The sequence below is a fragment of the Burkholderia lata genome, from assembly GCF_000012945.1.
Classification (GTDB): Bacteria; Pseudomonadota; Gammaproteobacteria; order Burkholderiales; family Burkholderiaceae; genus Burkholderia; species Burkholderia lata.
Genome location: NC_007509.1, coordinates 91886 through 106271, shown reverse-complemented (window position 1 = coordinate 106271; position 14386 = coordinate 91886). Strand labels below are relative to the sequence as shown.

Sequence of the window (14386 nt, the reverse complement as noted above, 5' to 3'; positions counted from 1 at the left end):
ACGGACTCCTCGTTATTGCGCGGTCGACGCGGCGGTCGAACGCGCGGCAGCATTGGCGGCGTTGCTCGCCGGCGCGACGCCGGACGCATTCGCGGCGCTTGCCGGTGTGCCGGACGCAGCGTCCGGCGCCGGTGCGAGCTGCGCGGCGACCGTTTTAACGGTCGCGCCCGGACGCACCTTGTCGACGCCCTGCACGATCACGTGATCGCCCGCTTCCAGACCGCCTTCGACGACCCAGTCCTGGCCATACGTGCCGGCCGTCGTCAACGGACGTGTCTCGACCTTGTTGGCCGCGTTCACGACCAGTGCGATCGCCTGCCCCTTCTGGTCATGCGTCACGCCGATCTGCGGCACCAGGAACGCGTTCTCGTTCACGCCTTCCTCGATCCGTGCACGCACGAACATGCCCGGCAGCAGCACGCGGCCCGGGTTCGGGAAGATCGCGCGAATCGTCACCGAGCCGGTGGTCTGGTCGACCGTCACGTCCGAGAACTGCAGCTTGCCCGGCTCCGAATAGGTCTTGCCGTCTTCCAGGATCAGCGACACCTTCGCCGCGCCCGGGCCGCTCGTTTTCAGCTTGCCGCTCTGCACGTCCTGGCGCAGCTTCAGCCCGTCGAGGCTCGACTGCGTGAGGTCCACGTACACGGGGTCGAGCTGCTGCACCGTCGACATCAGCGTCGCCTGGCTCGCCTGCACATACGCGCCCGGCGTCACCTGCGAGATGCCGACGCGGCCCGAAACCGGCGAGACGACATCGGTATAGCCGAGGTTGATCTGTGCGGTATCGACCGCCGCCTTGCCGGCTGCGACGTCCGCCGCGGCCTGCCCTTGCGTGGCCACTGCGTTGTCGTAGTCCTGCTTGCTGACCGCGTTCGCGGCCACCAGCACCTTGTAACGTGCGACCAGCGCGTTCTGCGTGACGAGGTTCGCCTGTGCCCTTGCGAGCGTCGCCTTTGCGCTGTTCAGCGCGGCAACGTACGGTGCCGGGTCGATCTTGTAGAGGCGCTGACCGGCCTTGACGTCGGTGCCTTCGGTGAATTCGCGGCGCAGCACGATGCCGTCGACCCGCGCACGCACCTGTGCGACGAGGAACGCGCTGGTGCGACCCGGCAGTTCCGTTACCGCCGGCACGGCCTGCGGCTGGACGGTGACGACGCCGACTTCCGGCGTTTGCGGCGGCGGTGCCGATTCTTTTTTTCCGCACGCGGCCAGAAAAACGGCAGCCGTTGCAGCAGTGATTAAGCGGTATGGAACCCGTTCGACGCGCATGGAGCGACCTCTCACAAATAGACGACCTTCAATGGGAATCACCAGATCTCCTCGTGACCTGCACGCGCGGCCGGAATGCTGTCGCTTCCTGTTTGCCGCAGCTGCGGTCGCGTATTTCGGGCGTGCGTTGCGCCCTGCGGAGCGTTCGTTCGTCGAACTGCTTCCGTGGAAAAAAGAACCATGAGCCCGCGGCCCTGGCGGGCGGGCATTGTTGCGGCGACCAACCGGGCCGTTAGCTCGCGGGCCGGAATGCAGCGCCGGCAAATTCGATGAATACCCGTGCAGCGGCCGGCAGATGCGCAGTGCGCGCATGCGCGAGCTTCAGCGTGACGGGCGCGAGCGGGCGAATCTGTGCAACGCGCACCAGCGTGCCGGCCACCAGATCGGCGTCGACGAGATACGCGGGCAGCACCGCAGCGCCCATGCCGGCCACGGCCAGCCGCCGCGCCATATCGAGATGGCCGACGCCCGGACTGCCTCCGGGCGTCGTGTCGGGTCGAAACGCAGCCGCATCGTCTTCGCCGGTCGCCGGCAGATCGAGCCGCACGGCCGTGATATCCGGCCAGTCGCCCGACGCAGCCGCGCCGCCATGCGCGTCGACATAAGACGGCGCCGCGACGCGCACGGATTCGTAGGCGGCCAGCGTGTGCAGCGCATGCGCACCTGTCACCGGCATGCCGTCGGTCAGGAACGCGACATCGATGTCTTCGGATGTCAGGTCGACATGGGCATCGGTCAGCGTCACGGTCGGCCGCACGTCCGGAAACCGGTTCACGAAGCGATCGAGCAATGCGCTCAACTGGCTGAGCCCGAACGCGACCGGCGCGGCAATGCGGAGTTCGCCTTCCGGTTTGCTGCCCATCGCAACGACACGACCATCGATCTCGTCGATCGCACCGAGAATCCGCTCGACACGCGCGAGATACAGCTCACCGATTTCCGTCAGCGACTGGTGGCAGGTGCTGCGTTGCAGCAGGCGTGCGCCAAGGCGCGTCTCGAGCGCATCGACCAGCCGGCTCGCCATCGCCGTCGACACGCGCAGCCGCGTCGCCGCCCGGCGAAAGCCGCCTTCCCTTGCCACCGTCACGAATGCCCGAATCGATTGAAGTTGGTCCATTTGTCCGGATTCCCCTGCGCGGTCGACTGCCTTGACGCGCGCCCCGTCGCAGCATCGCGACCGGCATGCAGCGGCTCGGCCAATGCGGCGGCACCGACGCCGGCTACACCGGGTCGGTCGGCACGCTCGCGCCAGACGCGCGCCGGCACGCAACGGACGCAAGCCGGCCTCGGCTGGCCCGATGCATGAACATTCGAATAGCAGTCCTGAGTCTTTTCCAGTGGTTCGCAGCGACAACGCCGGCGGCATTCGCCGGCCATGCGGCAGTCATGCCTGCATCGCCCGAGTGCACTGGATCACGTTTGTTTCAGCAGGTGCAATGGTATGGAAACCGCCGGAAATTGGCTTGCCCGATCCTGCGATTGTTTTGCCTTAATTTCCGAATTTGTGCGCTGCACACCGCGCAGCGACGCGCGATGCGGTCGCCGGCCATGCAGATCCGGATGATCGGGCTAATTTCCCACAGGTTTAGGCAATCGCGTGTGCGCGACTCGCCGTACGATGTGACCGCCATGCCGGCCCCCCCTGCCGGGACACCAACACGAAATCACAGCCGCGCACCTTGCACTGATCACTCCGCCATCCGCTCACGCATTATGGAAATCGACGCCCGAACGCCGCCGCTACAGCGCATCACGCCCGATCACGACACTCAGTCTCCTGCCCGGGCGCCCACCGCCCGGCTCGCTGCGCTGATCGCTGCCTACGCACCGCACGACGGCATGTTCGATCTCCCGGTACGCGGCATGCGCATCGCGCGCGCGTCTGCGTCGCCGCCGCACTGGAACCATGGCGTGCTCCACGCGTGCCTGAGCATCGTCGGGCAAGGCGCGAAATCGACACAGGTCGGCGACGACACCTACGTGATCGACGAATCGCGGATGCTGGTGGCAACTGCCGACCTGCCCGTCACCGGCCGCGTGACGCGCGCGAGCCCGGCCGAGCCGTTCCTTTATGCGCAACTGGAGCTCGACCCGGCCCGCATCGTGGCGCTCACGCCGCGCGTGTTTCCGCTGGGGCTGCCGAAGGCGGTCGACTGCAGCGCGCTCGATACGCACGATGCACAGCCTGAAATCGTCGACGCCGTCGTGCGCCTGATGCAACTGATCGCGCAACCCGACGACATCGACCTGCTCGCGCCGCTGATCGTCGACGAAATCCTCATCCGGCTGCTGCGCGGCCCGTCGGGTGCGCGCGTCGCGCAGATCGGCCTGGCCGATTCGACGACACAACGCATCTCGCGCGCCGTCGCCTGGATTCGCGACCACTACCTCGATCCGATGACCGTCGAGTCGCTCGCGCGGCAGGTGGACATGAGCCCGTCGACCTTCCATCACCACTTCCGTGCGGTCACGTCGATGAGCCCGTTGCAATGCCAAAAGGTACTGCGGCTGCAGGAGGCACGCCGCCTGATGTGCGTGTCGGCGATGGATGCGCGGCAGGCATGCCGCAGTGTCGGCTATGTGAGCGCGTCGCAGTTCAGCCGCGAATACGCACGCCTGTTCGGCGATGCGCCTGGCCGCGATGTGCTGAAACTGCGCGACGAAGCGGTGCCGCTATCCCGCGTCGCGCCGTAAGCCGGCACCTCACGCGCGCGGCGCACGCGAGCGCGTCCCGCGCTTCGTCCCGCCGGCATTCGCGCGCTCGGCCTGCACGGCTTCGTCGATGCAACGCACGAAATACTCGGCCGACGCCGTGAGCACCGCGCTGTCGCGGAACAGCAGATAGAGGTTGCGCGCGGGCGGCTGCCCGACGAGATCGAGCGTCTTCAGCGTATCGGATGCATCCTCCCCGCGTAGTGCGAGCTGCGTCCATGCCGTCACCACGTCGCTGTTGACGGCCAGTGCGTAGAACAGCGTCTGCGACGCGCAGCGTGTCACGCGGCGCGGCGCCGGCAGGCCGGCCTGCGCGAACAGCTCCGCAAGAAACGCGCGGAATTCGGTGGATGGCCCCGTATGCAGCCACTCCGCGTCCTGCAGGTCGGCCAGCGAAGTCGCACCGGCAAGCTTGCCCTTGCGGCTCACCGCGAACCACATCGGAAACGAGTCGAGATGCTCGCAGCGCACGGACGTGAAGTCCTGCGCATCCGCGCCCGCACCCAGCGCGAAATCGAGTGCACCGTTCTTCAGCTGCTCGACCAGTTGCGACGGGCTGCCCTCGACGAATTCGAGCTGGACGTCAGGCATCGCGCGGCGAAAGCGGTTGTACGCAGCCGGCAGCACCGTGATGCCCGCCAGCGGCGTCATCCCGATCGCGAGCCGGCCTTGCCGGTTCTCGCGCAACTGCGCCATTTCCTCCTCGGTGCGCGCAACCTCGTTGACGACCAGTTCGGCCCGCCGCAGCATCGCACGCCCCGCATCGGTCAGCGTCACGCCCGACGAACTGCGGGCGACCAGCATCAGCCCGAGTTCGTCCTCGAGATCGCGCAGCGAGCGCGTGACCGCAGGTTGCGTGAGATGCAGGGTGCGCGCGGCTTCATGGATGCTGCCCGAGCGGGCAACGGCCACGAGCGCGCGGAGCTGGTGAAGTTTCATGCGACGAATTGTGGGCTCTCAGAAAAGGTGTCTTTGGTCCCCTCGACAGATCAAGGGCTTGGACATCTTTTTTGAGAAATCTACATGCCTCTCGTCTCAGAAATGATGTCCGTGGCCCCGGGAATTCTCAGAAAAGTCGTCCTTGGGAATGTCGCGGCCCTGCGAAGGTATCTCGACCGACCTTGGCGACCAAGAGCGCCATGGATAAGGGTTTCGGCGACCAGTGCAGTCGGTACTCTTTGTGCTATAAATGTGCAGATAGTGTGCTTCGGGTAACCTGCCATGAACCACGATCTAGCCCCAAACTCGACGCCGCCCCTCGATTTCGACCAGTTCATGGCATCTTTGAGGGACTCGGAAAGCGTCGCGCCGATCGTCTCGGCGCGACGCTTCGCGGCCGCCCTGCATATCGATATGCAAACACTCGCAAGGCTGGCCCATGTGCATCGCAATACGGTAAGCCGTTTGGCTGGCTCCGAAAGTGTGCAAAAGTATCTTCGGGAAGCGATCCGGATCATCCGAGCTGCAAACGATACCTCTGGGGACATACAGAGCACGCTCTTCTGGTATCGCAATGAGCCGTTGCCGACCTTCGACTACAAAACGGCTGAAGAGCTAGTGTCGGAAGGACGCGTGGACGACGTACTTCGCTACGTCGTTTCGCTCGAGGCAGGCGCGGCCGGATGAGAAGGAATGCCTACGTTGCGGTCCTGAAAAATAGCGATTACTCTAAAGCCATAGCTGACCTAGGCTCAGCAGCAGCAAACAGGGAGCGGGGCATACTGGGCTGGACGTCGTTCCGCGGTATGTTGCCTGCCCCACCTCTTCAAATGCCCGCTTGTTGAGCGGGCATTTGTTTTTCGTGCCCAACCAACTGGGCGTCCGCTCAGAAACTGTGTATTTCGGACCCGAGTGCCGTGAACGGTAGTTCGTCCGCCTCATTCGAATGTAGCGCACAATTGAGACTGCGTCGTGAACCGTAATGGCCGGAGAGGACTTAACACATTCGGTGCCCACATCCCAGCTCCATACCATCGTCAACTGCCATCGCTCTCACTCGTCTAAAGCCTGCACGCGAGATGCTGCCTGTCGTGAATCGACGGTAACGCGCGATCTTCCGAATTCGCGCGCTGATCGTGGAACATGTATGCAGGATCCAGAAGGCCGTTATACGAATATTCGTCCACATCCGGAAGATATCGCCCCTGGTACACGGCTTCTTGTGCGAAGCCGAAGTACCTGAAAAGACGCTCAAACTTCGGCGCTGCCGGCGCGGATACCGACAATAGCGGTTGCTCCGTCTCGAGCAGGTGAAAGGCGGTCTGGAAGAGACGCACGCCCAGTCCCTTGCTCACAAAGTCGGGGCGGACGCGAAGCGTACACAGTTTCTTTTCAACGGCCGTATGCTTCACGATCAGGAATCCGACGGTGACGGATCCGCGTCGCTCTAACAACAGCGTGCGCTCGCCATCGTGGATTCCCGGTATGACCTTTGTCGCAAACCAATGATCGAACTGGGGGTAGCTAAACCGTAAGAACTCGACGTCTTCGGATGCAAGCCTCAACGCTTCGTCCAGCAGCCAAGGACTTTGCTCAAGAGAAGCTTTCGTTATCAGATAGCTCATCCGCCCTCCTTCCTTTCTGTCGGCAGCTTGACTCCACTCGCAGCAGGCCGCTGGTTAGCTGCGCGACCGGCAGTCCCAACCTCCACAGAACTGGTCATCGTCGCACGCTCGCTACCGTGACTTGTCACCAAGCCGTACAGACCCTTTGTACCATCCCAGAGCATGCTTCCCATCGCGCCGACAATCATCGCCACTGCCACAAACTTCCCGACCCCGAATTCGACAATCTTGAACCTTGCCAGAGTCCCAAACTCTTTCACTGGCTCGGAACCCGCAGCCTTCCAATGATAACCCAGGCTGTTTTGCACACGCTTGAGACTGTCATCGCGGGACAACTGCGTGCCGTATATGGAATATTGTGCCCAGAACTCTTCGTCTTCAAGAGACCGGGAGGCCTTGAACAGTTTGTCCTGAAATACGATGTCCTTGTCGCGGGAGCGCATCAGGAAAAGGTGAACCTTCGAGAACTCGAGAAATCGGCCAATCTGGCTTTCAAGGCGCGGAGGCGCACCGCGCCTGACGTTCAGACGAAAATCAATGTCCTCCGTTCTCTGCCAAGAGGGTTGCCACCAAGCGTTTGCTCGCTCCCCAGCGCCAACACAGTAATACTGCTTCTTGAACTCGAGCAGTCGAAAGCGCACGTACACTCGCTCGATATCTCGCCCCGTCAACTGAGCCACGGCGTTTGCCCGTAAAATCAGCTCAGATACGGAAATGGACAACGCATCATGTCCGGCGTGCCGGGTTTCCGTGATTGCCCCGGTGATGCTGACCACGGCGAAGCTCCTGTCTCCGTTGGCTGGATCGTAAACGACCGAGTCTGAACCTTGGGACCCCACGTGTGCGATCGCCCAGCTTTCATTAAATATCGCGGGGATCGCCTGGGCCTGTGCAATCGTTGGGGACAAGTCAACGATCGATGTTACGGGCATCTTCTGCGGAAGGACCAGCTCAATAGAGTCCGCGTGTTCGCCAAGATCCAGCATCAGGCCAACATCCAAAAAGGAGTCCGGATTTTTTGAATGTCGATCCGGGTCACGCTCCCATATGTTTAGATGGAGCTCGGGCAGTGTTGCAGTGGACGGAGGATGTGCCGCAGCCGGAGTGGATGGCGGCTGGCCGCCGCGGGCAAAACAAAGCAAGCCGAAGGTCGAAGTTGCGTAACTGGTTGCCATGAGCTTCAGATGTAGCAGAACGACTGCGGCGGCGTATTGGACGGCAGATACTTGGACAAGGGTTGCGGCCGAGAGAAGCGGGTCGGCTCGGAAACCTTGATCGCAAAAGCTTTCACGCGATCTTTGAAATACGAATCGAACATTTCCCGAGTGACCCCGGCTCGGGCCTCAGTCTTGACCCAAAGTTCGCCGGGCGTGTCCTGGTAAATCTCCTCGATCTTGAAGCACCCGATGACGCGCGAAATCGGAGAGGTTGCGTAGACAACGACCTCGCTCACGTCCTCTTTGAAAATCACCCGCCGAAATTCAAATCCCTTTTCCCCCGCAAAAATTGCATTCGCGTACTCAGGATGAATAGACAAGAGAACTCGCTTTTTCATAGTCACTGGAAAGCTGGAGAATATGTTTAAGTTGCAGCGTTGATATCTGGAAGAAGCCCCAGTACATGCCCGGGTTCATGCCAACCTGCTCGACCAGTGCCTTACGGTTCGGCCGCCGGCTAAGCGCAAGATTGTATGTGAACCGGATGACCCACGGGTACCGCCTGCTCTTGTAAAAGTTGCGCAGCTCCAGCTCAGAGAAAATGCTGTACGGTGCACAGTACGCCAAAAACTGCTCGACCGTTGCAAAGTTCTTGACATTTGTCAATTCCTCAACCACGCATAGCGAAGTGACGACCGAGGTGTAGTAGGCAGACCCGCCTTCCGCGGTGCGGTAAATCAGTAGCGTGTCACCCCTGCGCAGTTGTTCGACGCCGCTCATTGCCGCCAGATAAATTTTATGGATGCTGTTCGTGTGCGAGATGTCTTGAAGGATCGACGAGCTCTCGGTCCTGAGCAGGGAATCGGGAAGCAGACGGGAATGCCATTGCGGGTACAGCGACAGAACGAAATGACGCCCGGTTCCGATAGGGATGCGCGGATAGTCCAGCACGACATCCTTGAATACCAGATCTAGGCGGCGCTCAAGAACCAGCTCCTGGCCGTTTGCCGTCTGTTTGATCGCCTTCTGCAAAAAACCGTAACGAAAGAACAGATCGACGAGTGCTTTGTGTTTTGCAAAAATCGTTACATATATGGCATCCACGCGCGCATGAACTGCAACGTCGAACGCCCTCTTGATGAACCGCTCGCCAAGCCGTGTGCCGTGCGGGTTAATCTTGAACGTGCCAATTTTCAGCCTGCGCGCGCCGGGAAGCGGTGGCGTGCTGTCCAGAACCGGCCCATCTTCCTGCTTAAGATACAAGAACCCGTCGAGTAGCCCCGCTTTGTTTCGGAACGTGTAGGCCTGGTGCTCGCTTTTTTTCAGAAACCACTCGCCAAATTCATCGTAGTCGGACTTTAGGGAGTCGAAGAACGGGTCGCCAAGCGAGATGTTTTTGAATTTCTCGAATCCGAGAAGTAGATCGTGCATACCGCGCCCTCAGGCTGCCGCAGCTATTTTGGTTATGTTCGCGATCGACTTCGTCTTAGAAGGACGAATTGTTCACGGTGACCCCGAACCCCTGTCGACCATCCGCGACCCCAAAGGGCGTAACAGCCTGGGTGGGACGGCATATTTTCTTGGATGAGATTCTAATACATGCAGCAATTTCTGCGGGTGCAACGATACCCACGGTATGCACATGCGAATGACTGTTACGACTTTTGATACGTGATCGACGCGTTTCGCCGCCAACAGCGCTCACGGGTCGGTTTCCGCCGGTCATATGTCGCAGTTAGCTATCCCGGCACTTCCATCGTTTCTCGGCAAGCCCGACCCACTCGGCCCGGCGCAATAGCTGCTCACACGATTCCGGCTTCGTACAGTCAGGTACCTGGACCTGTCCCGCGTGCCAATCTGCAGCGCGGACGGCAAATGAGGAAGCCGGATTTCGCGCACTTAGGTGAATGATCAGATCATATCGGGCATGCTGTCGAAGACTCGATGCCTGTTGGGTTTAGGCACCTTCCTCGCGACACAGAGATCGACAGAGCAAACATTGGCGACCGTGCCGCAACCATCGAGTGAGCGTTGGACCTGCGATTGAACAATTATTCACCACTGCGGGTGATTTGGACCAACTACAACAAATTCCAACCTCCGCCAAGGGCGGCAATCGACTGCACCGGTGCTTTCCAGCACAACTGCAATCGCCTCATCTTCTGTTTACGCAAGTGGATCGAAAGCTGCTGTCAGTTGCGCAGCTAGCCTGACCGACGTCGCGACCTGCCGAAATGCGGCGTATCAGTCGGCGCAGTTGAAGCCTTGGGAAATCGCGCCCGTATGCGTCGGGCCGCATGACCAACAGGGTCATCCAGCACTATCGCAGACTCGATGACAGCAGCAACTGTGCGCCGATGATCTGCATTCCCTTTGAGACATTCGGCGAAGTTCTTCTCTATCGTTACAGGATCAAGTTTGCCCAAGACTGCGCGCCAAGTGGCAGGTGCATGTTCAATCACAACGCGAACAAAACCCTCCGCTGGTCCAGTAAAATCGCGGTTATATTTCATCAGCCCGTGCGCTATCACATCAATGAATGGCGTAACCGCCCTCTCGGTCAATTCGGGGTGCGTCTCTGCGATGAGGACCAAGGCAATGCCACCGTCGGTCCAATTCACGTGGTCAAGTTGTGCAAGACGTAGTAGGCCACCGTTGGCTAAATGCGTGAAGCCGACCTCGGGCGCCATCAGCAGTAAGCGTGGCGGAAAATGTACGATCCGGTTTGACCTTGTGGAGATGAAATTCTGTACCAGTTGCTGCGCAAGCGTACCCGAATAGAGCGTACTCAAAAGCACCTCGGTATCATGGGGCATATCCCTCCAATCGTCACCGATAGCTAGATCAAGCTTGTCCCAGTCGATCTGTTGTAAGACCGTCTCGTATTTCCGCGGTGCCGACTGGAAGAGAAAATGAAGAAAGAAACCCGCTGACTGAAAATTCCGAGGACGCACTGTCGAGATATGTTCCGCAGCCTGCTTGGGATCAATTTTCTCGCAGATTCGCCGCGCGATCGCCCACTGGCGGCGAGTCGGTCTCCACTTTCCAACATATACTCCCAGCACATCGAATACACGAAGCACCGTTGAAGCGAAATCCTGACTGAGCTGTTCAAAGCCTTCAACGGGATCCTTAGACAGGACTTGCTGTGCCGTTGGGACGAAAAGTTCGGCCATCTCGAGCGCCAGATCCTCCTCCCACCAAACCACCGAAGCGCAGAATTTCGAGAAGACGAAAGCATCTTCCAAAAAGCCCTCGTGCTTAGCAAGCTCACGCAGTCTGTTTCGATCAATAGCGGCCCGGATCTTGGCATTGACATCATCGACCTTAACGTTGGCAACAGCACACAGAAGATCGGCCAAGCCATATGCCGTCTCGGGATTGGCGTTGGAATAAGCCGCTGCAATTGCTACTGAATCGACCTTTGCGATGACTTTCTCGGCAACCTCTTGATTAATCCGAGTGAGAGCGTTCAGGAGGTGACCGAGTCCGTAAGCGCTGTCGCTTGGGCTGGAAATCCATTTTGCCAGTGTGCTCACGTGCGGGCCCACGACGGCGGCTGCCCCGCCCCCCATGAAATCCCACAAGTCTGAAAGGGCGAGCGCCGCGAAGTTGCGATCCGAACCTGCGGCTATCCAGCAGCGTGCCACCGCAGCCTCGACCGCTGGTTGCCCGAGAAGATGCGTCCAACTATAGCGATCGCCGAAGCTAAGCTCATGTATCAGGACCCGCAAACCGGCAAATGGATAGTGGGAATCGCACAATACACTTTCGATCATTCTGGCAATCTTGTCGCGCCCGCTCGTATCCTGCCCCTCCAAAATACGTTTGAGCACAACCGACGCGAAGCGCTGGTGCGGTGTCCGACAATCCGTGGCGCCGACTATTAGTCTTTCCCTCTCCAACCACTCCAATCCTTGCTCAACTACGCTCGAGTTGATGCCCACGCGCTCACAAACCTCCATGATCTCTGCCGGCATCGCACGGGCATCGCGAGACACCATCTGGCGCATCGCGACCGCTGCCAAGACGAGATCGGCCGCCGCTAGACGTGCGGAATCTGCCGCTTGCTTGGACCGACGCCAGCCACCCCCAAGCACGAAACAGAATTGCCACGGACGGTCCGCAACGGCTTCCGCATGTTCCAGGCGCTCACCGAGATCAGCGTCCAACATGCGCTCGCCCACGTCGTCGTCGGCGAGGCGTACAGCTTCTAGCGTCTTTGGCAGATCAGCTCGTAGCGCAGCTGCGATTGTCTTCACCGCACGCTTTGCATCGAGTGTAATCGCTCCTCGATGCCCGAGGCGCCCGACAACGTTGTGCGTTGAAAGGACGAGACGAGACGGACAGGCCTGATTCTCGATTCGACTGAGAATGTGAGGTTTGAGGAGGTGAGCATCGTCAATAAGATACAGACGGGGTTTGTCGGGCAACACCGCCTCCAACGCGATACTATCGGCTTGGGGATCAAGCAAGCGCAGCACTTCGAAGCCGCCACTCGCAAGCTCCCTCGCAGCTTGATACGAGCAGATCGATTTTCCTGCGCCAGGCTCGCCAATGAGACGTGCTGAATAGGCGACCCTCAGTTGCGCCTGAACAGTGCCCACCTCGATCAAACACGGACAGGCCACGGCGTCAGACGGCCCCAGCGCATAGCCCATTAGCGCTGGCCCCAATCCGCGGTCGCCATCAAATGTCACTGCCTCCCAAACTGCGCTGCCATGGAGATTCGGAGGCTTAAGTAGCGTCGCCTCGATCCTTTCGACTAGGTCCACGACCTTTGCTTCGAGCAAAGGCACGGCACGCAGTGCCTCAATCACCTGCGGTAGGTGATCGGCGTGCTCGGGATAAAACTCAGTTATCACTCCAGGAACGTCAGCCATCAACGCCTGGATTTCCTCCCAACCCAGTACGTCGACACTGAACAGGCCTTCTGCCCTACGCGCGACTGACAGTTCCCGAGCAGCCTTTTGCAAAAGCGCATCGGTCGGAGCTGTGGTAGCAAATATCCACTTTTCCAGCCGAGGGGAGAATTTTTCCGCTTTGGCAACTTCCAACAATACTTCGGACCATTCAGCCTTACTGCCGTAGTTGCAATCTTTTCCCTTGCACTGAACACCCCAGTACGATGAGCGGTCGCCGCCGGGAGAGCCGAAGACATCGACACCGTGCTGAGCCTGCCCCCTCCGCCCATTTTTTTGCGCGAACGGATCCCGCCATACTCGCTTGAATAAGGCGTGGCACAAATCCTCAAATGTTCCCCACTCCTTAGGAGGAGCAATCTGTTTTGCGCGAAACTGCATTTGGCCTCTGTGATCTATTTGCGTACAACTCAGGATTCTCACGTCCATTTGTCTATGGAGCGCCGACCGTAAGTACATACCCCCTTAGGACACGGTGATATCGCGCAATATGTTGCGGGGCACCATCGGCCGCTTAGGAGTCGAAGCCTCCGCGGTCACTCATCGTCGCGCTGTCTCGATGAAGCGATTGATTCAGTTACGACAGGCTAAGACCCGACTTTCGTGAATGAAGGATGGCGGTGACGTCGGAAAAATCGTTTTATCATCCAGCGACGCTTACATGGCGACATGTCTCGTACCCGAAGCGCGCGTTGGAAGCCGACAGGATCGACCGTTTCGCCGGAAGGTTCCGCGTCATCTGTACGTTCGCGCGACTCGTCGTTACCATAACAATACAGTGAGTCGATTGGTGGAATCTGAAAGCGCGAAGCTGTTGCCCTTTCTCACACTTAGTCACCTGCACCAACTACTTGAATGTTAGCATCGGCAACACGGACACTTGAGGACTCGCTTCGCAACCTTGCCAAAGGACATCCTGCACGAACAGGCCAACCAGGGACACACGATTCTCGAAAAGATCGACGCGTACAGCGATGTCAGCTTCGCCGTTGTGCTGCTAACGCCAGACGATGAGGGATGTGTGAAGGGAGGCCATCCGCAACCCCGTGTCCGACAAAACGTCCTGCTTGAACTCGGCTTTTTCATAGGACGACTTGGCCGAGAAAAGGTGTGTGCATTGAAGCGCGGGGATCCGGAAATCCCCAGCGACTACCTTGGTGTCATCTGGCACTCGATGAATGTAGGGGATTGGAAGAGCGCCCTTTGCCGCGAGTTGGACGCAATGGGCTTTGAAATCGATTGGAAGAAGGCGATGCAGGCATGATTCACGAAATGGATCTTCATGCTGAACACGCTATCATGCGTACATAGTCAAAGGAGAAAGGTATGGCGACTTACAAAGAACTGAAAGCCAAGATGGATGCTCTTGCGGAGCAAACCGAGGCTGCCCGTGTTGCGGAATTTCAAGCGGTTGTTGAAGAAATCCGCGCAAAAGTTGCAGAGTACGGAGTGACCGAGAAAGACATCTTCGGCAAACAGCGTGGCCGCTCTGCGAAGGCGGTAGTCGACGCAAAGTATCGCGACCCCAAGACTGGTGCGACCTGGTCAGGCCGCGGCCGCGCACCCGCCTGGATCAAAGACGCCAAAAACCGCGATCGCTTTCAGATTCAAGAATAAACCTCTTCGGTTCGTTAATCCTTTGGAAAGTGGTACGGCGTGTAGCGCATGGTTGTTGCATACCTTGCTCTAGCCACCTCTGGTTCACGCGATACCCGACAGCCCGGAGCAGCAGGATCCCTTCAGGCAGAGCTATCTGAGCTTA

At 59.4% G+C, this 14386-nt stretch carries 12 protein-coding genes; 4 read left to right on the top strand and 8 right to left on the bottom strand.

The window, feature by feature from the left end:
- Positions 1-12: 12 nt before the first annotated feature.
- Positions 13-1269, bottom strand: a complete 1257-nt coding sequence (locus BCEP18194_RS00420; RefSeq protein ID WP_011349301.1) for an efflux RND transporter periplasmic adaptor subunit — start codon at positions 1267-1269, stop codon at positions 13-15.
- A 232-nt stretch (positions 1270-1501) separates the two neighbouring features.
- The gene (locus BCEP18194_RS00415; RefSeq protein ID WP_011349300.1) at positions 1502-2386 is read right to left on the bottom strand and encodes a LysR family transcriptional regulator; all 885 of its coding nucleotides are present in this window, start codon (positions 2384-2386) and stop codon (positions 1502-1504) included.
- A 65-nt stretch (positions 2387-2451) separates the two neighbouring features.
- On the opposite strand from BCEP18194_RS00415, the gene BCEP18194_RS00410 reads away from it, so the two are divergent.
- Positions 2452-3963 (top strand): AraC family transcriptional regulator, encoded by a 1512-nt coding sequence (locus BCEP18194_RS00410; protein ID WP_244272815.1) that lies wholly within the window; start codon positions 2452-2454, stop codon positions 3961-3963.
- 9 nt (positions 3964-3972) lie between these two features.
- On the opposite strand, the gene BCEP18194_RS00405 is transcribed toward BCEP18194_RS00410, so the two are convergent.
- A complete protein-coding gene (locus BCEP18194_RS00405; protein ID WP_011349298.1) occupies positions 3973-4920 on the bottom strand; it encodes a LysR family transcriptional regulator in 948 nt (315 codons plus the stop codon).
- A 282-nt stretch (positions 4921-5202) separates the two neighbouring features.
- On the opposite strand from BCEP18194_RS00405, the gene BCEP18194_RS00400 reads away from it, so the two are divergent.
- Positions 5203-5607, top strand: coding sequence for a hypothetical protein (locus tag BCEP18194_RS00400; RefSeq protein ID WP_011349297.1), 405 nt, complete (start codon positions 5203-5205; stop codon positions 5605-5607).
- A gap of 374 nt (positions 5608-5981) precedes the next feature.
- Here the strand turns inward: BCEP18194_RS00400 and BCEP18194_RS00395 are convergent, their stop codons facing one another.
- The 5 genes from BCEP18194_RS00395 to BCEP18194_RS00375 form a co-directional block, all read right to left on the bottom strand.
- On the bottom strand, positions 5982-6545 hold the full coding sequence (locus BCEP18194_RS00395) for a GNAT family N-acetyltransferase (RefSeq protein ID WP_011349296.1): 564 nt from the start codon (positions 6543-6545) through the stop codon (positions 5982-5984).
- The gene (locus BCEP18194_RS00390; protein ID WP_011349295.1) at positions 6542-7720 is read right to left on the bottom strand and encodes a hypothetical protein; all 1179 of its coding nucleotides are present in this window, start codon (positions 7718-7720) and stop codon (positions 6542-6544) included. Before BCEP18194_RS00390 ends, BCEP18194_RS00395 begins: the two co-directional genes overlap by 4 nt.
- A 5-nt stretch (positions 7721-7725) precedes the next feature.
- A complete protein-coding gene (locus BCEP18194_RS00385) occupies positions 7726-8082 on the bottom strand; it encodes an ASCH domain-containing protein (RefSeq protein WP_208457223.1) in 357 nt (118 codons plus the stop codon).
- Positions 8066-9133 (bottom strand): hypothetical protein, encoded by a 1068-nt coding sequence (locus BCEP18194_RS00380; RefSeq protein WP_011349293.1) that lies wholly within the window; start codon positions 9131-9133, stop codon positions 8066-8068. Before BCEP18194_RS00380 ends, BCEP18194_RS00385 begins: the two co-directional genes overlap by 17 nt.
- A 773-nt stretch (positions 9134-9906) precedes the next feature.
- Positions 9907-13005 carry a hypothetical protein gene (locus BCEP18194_RS00375; RefSeq protein ID WP_063712402.1) on the bottom strand — a complete coding sequence of 1033 codons (3099 nt, stop codon included), beginning with the start codon at positions 13003-13005 and terminating at the stop codon, positions 9907-9909.
- Between the two features lie 520 nt (positions 13006-13525).
- On the opposite strand from BCEP18194_RS00375, the gene BCEP18194_RS00370 reads away from it, so the two are divergent.
- Positions 13526-13888 (top strand): TIR domain-containing protein, encoded by a 363-nt coding sequence (locus BCEP18194_RS00370; protein ID WP_244272813.1) that lies wholly within the window; start codon positions 13526-13528, stop codon positions 13886-13888.
- 62 nt (positions 13889-13950) lie between these two features.
- Entirely contained in the window at positions 13951-14241 is a 291-nt protein-coding gene (locus BCEP18194_RS00365; RefSeq protein ID WP_011349290.1) for an H-NS family nucleoid-associated regulatory protein, read from the top strand.
- The last annotated feature ends 145 nt before the right edge of the window (positions 14242-14386 follow it).

Bases quoted from the DNA above. Each gene is read 5' to 3' on its own strand.
- BCEP18194_RS00420 (WP_011349301.1), bottom strand. From the start codon at position 1,269: ATGCGCGTCGAACGGGTTCCATACCGCTTAATCACTGCTGCAACGGCT.
- BCEP18194_RS00415 (WP_011349300.1), bottom strand. From the start codon at position 2,386: ATGGACCAACTTCAATCGATTCGGGCATTCGTGACGGTGGCAAGGGAA.
- BCEP18194_RS00410 (WP_244272815.1), top strand. From the start codon at position 2,452: ATGCAGCGGCTCGGCCAATGCGGCGGCACCGACGCCGGCTACACCGGG.
- BCEP18194_RS00405 (WP_011349298.1), bottom strand. From the start codon at position 4,920: ATGAAACTTCACCAGCTCCGCGCGCTCGTGGCCGTTGCCCGCTCGGGC.
- BCEP18194_RS00400 (WP_011349297.1), top strand. From the start codon at position 5,203: ATGAACCACGATCTAGCCCCAAACTCGACGCCGCCCCTCGATTTCGAC.
- BCEP18194_RS00395 (WP_011349296.1), bottom strand. From the start codon at position 6,545: ATGAGCTATCTGATAACGAAAGCTTCTCTTGAGCAAAGTCCTTGGCTG.
- BCEP18194_RS00390 (WP_011349295.1), bottom strand. From the start codon at position 7,720: ATGGCAACCAGTTACGCAACTTCGACCTTCGGCTTGCTTTGTTTTGCC.
- BCEP18194_RS00380 (WP_011349293.1), bottom strand. From the start codon at position 9,133: ATGCACGATCTACTTCTCGGATTCGAGAAATTCAAAAACATCTCGCTT.
- BCEP18194_RS00375 (WP_063712402.1), bottom strand. From the start codon at position 13,005: ATGCAGTTTCGCGCAAAACAGATTGCTCCTCCTAAGGAGTGGGGAACA.
- BCEP18194_RS00365 (WP_011349290.1), top strand. From the start codon at position 13,951: ATGGCGACTTACAAAGAACTGAAAGCCAAGATGGATGCTCTTGCGGAG.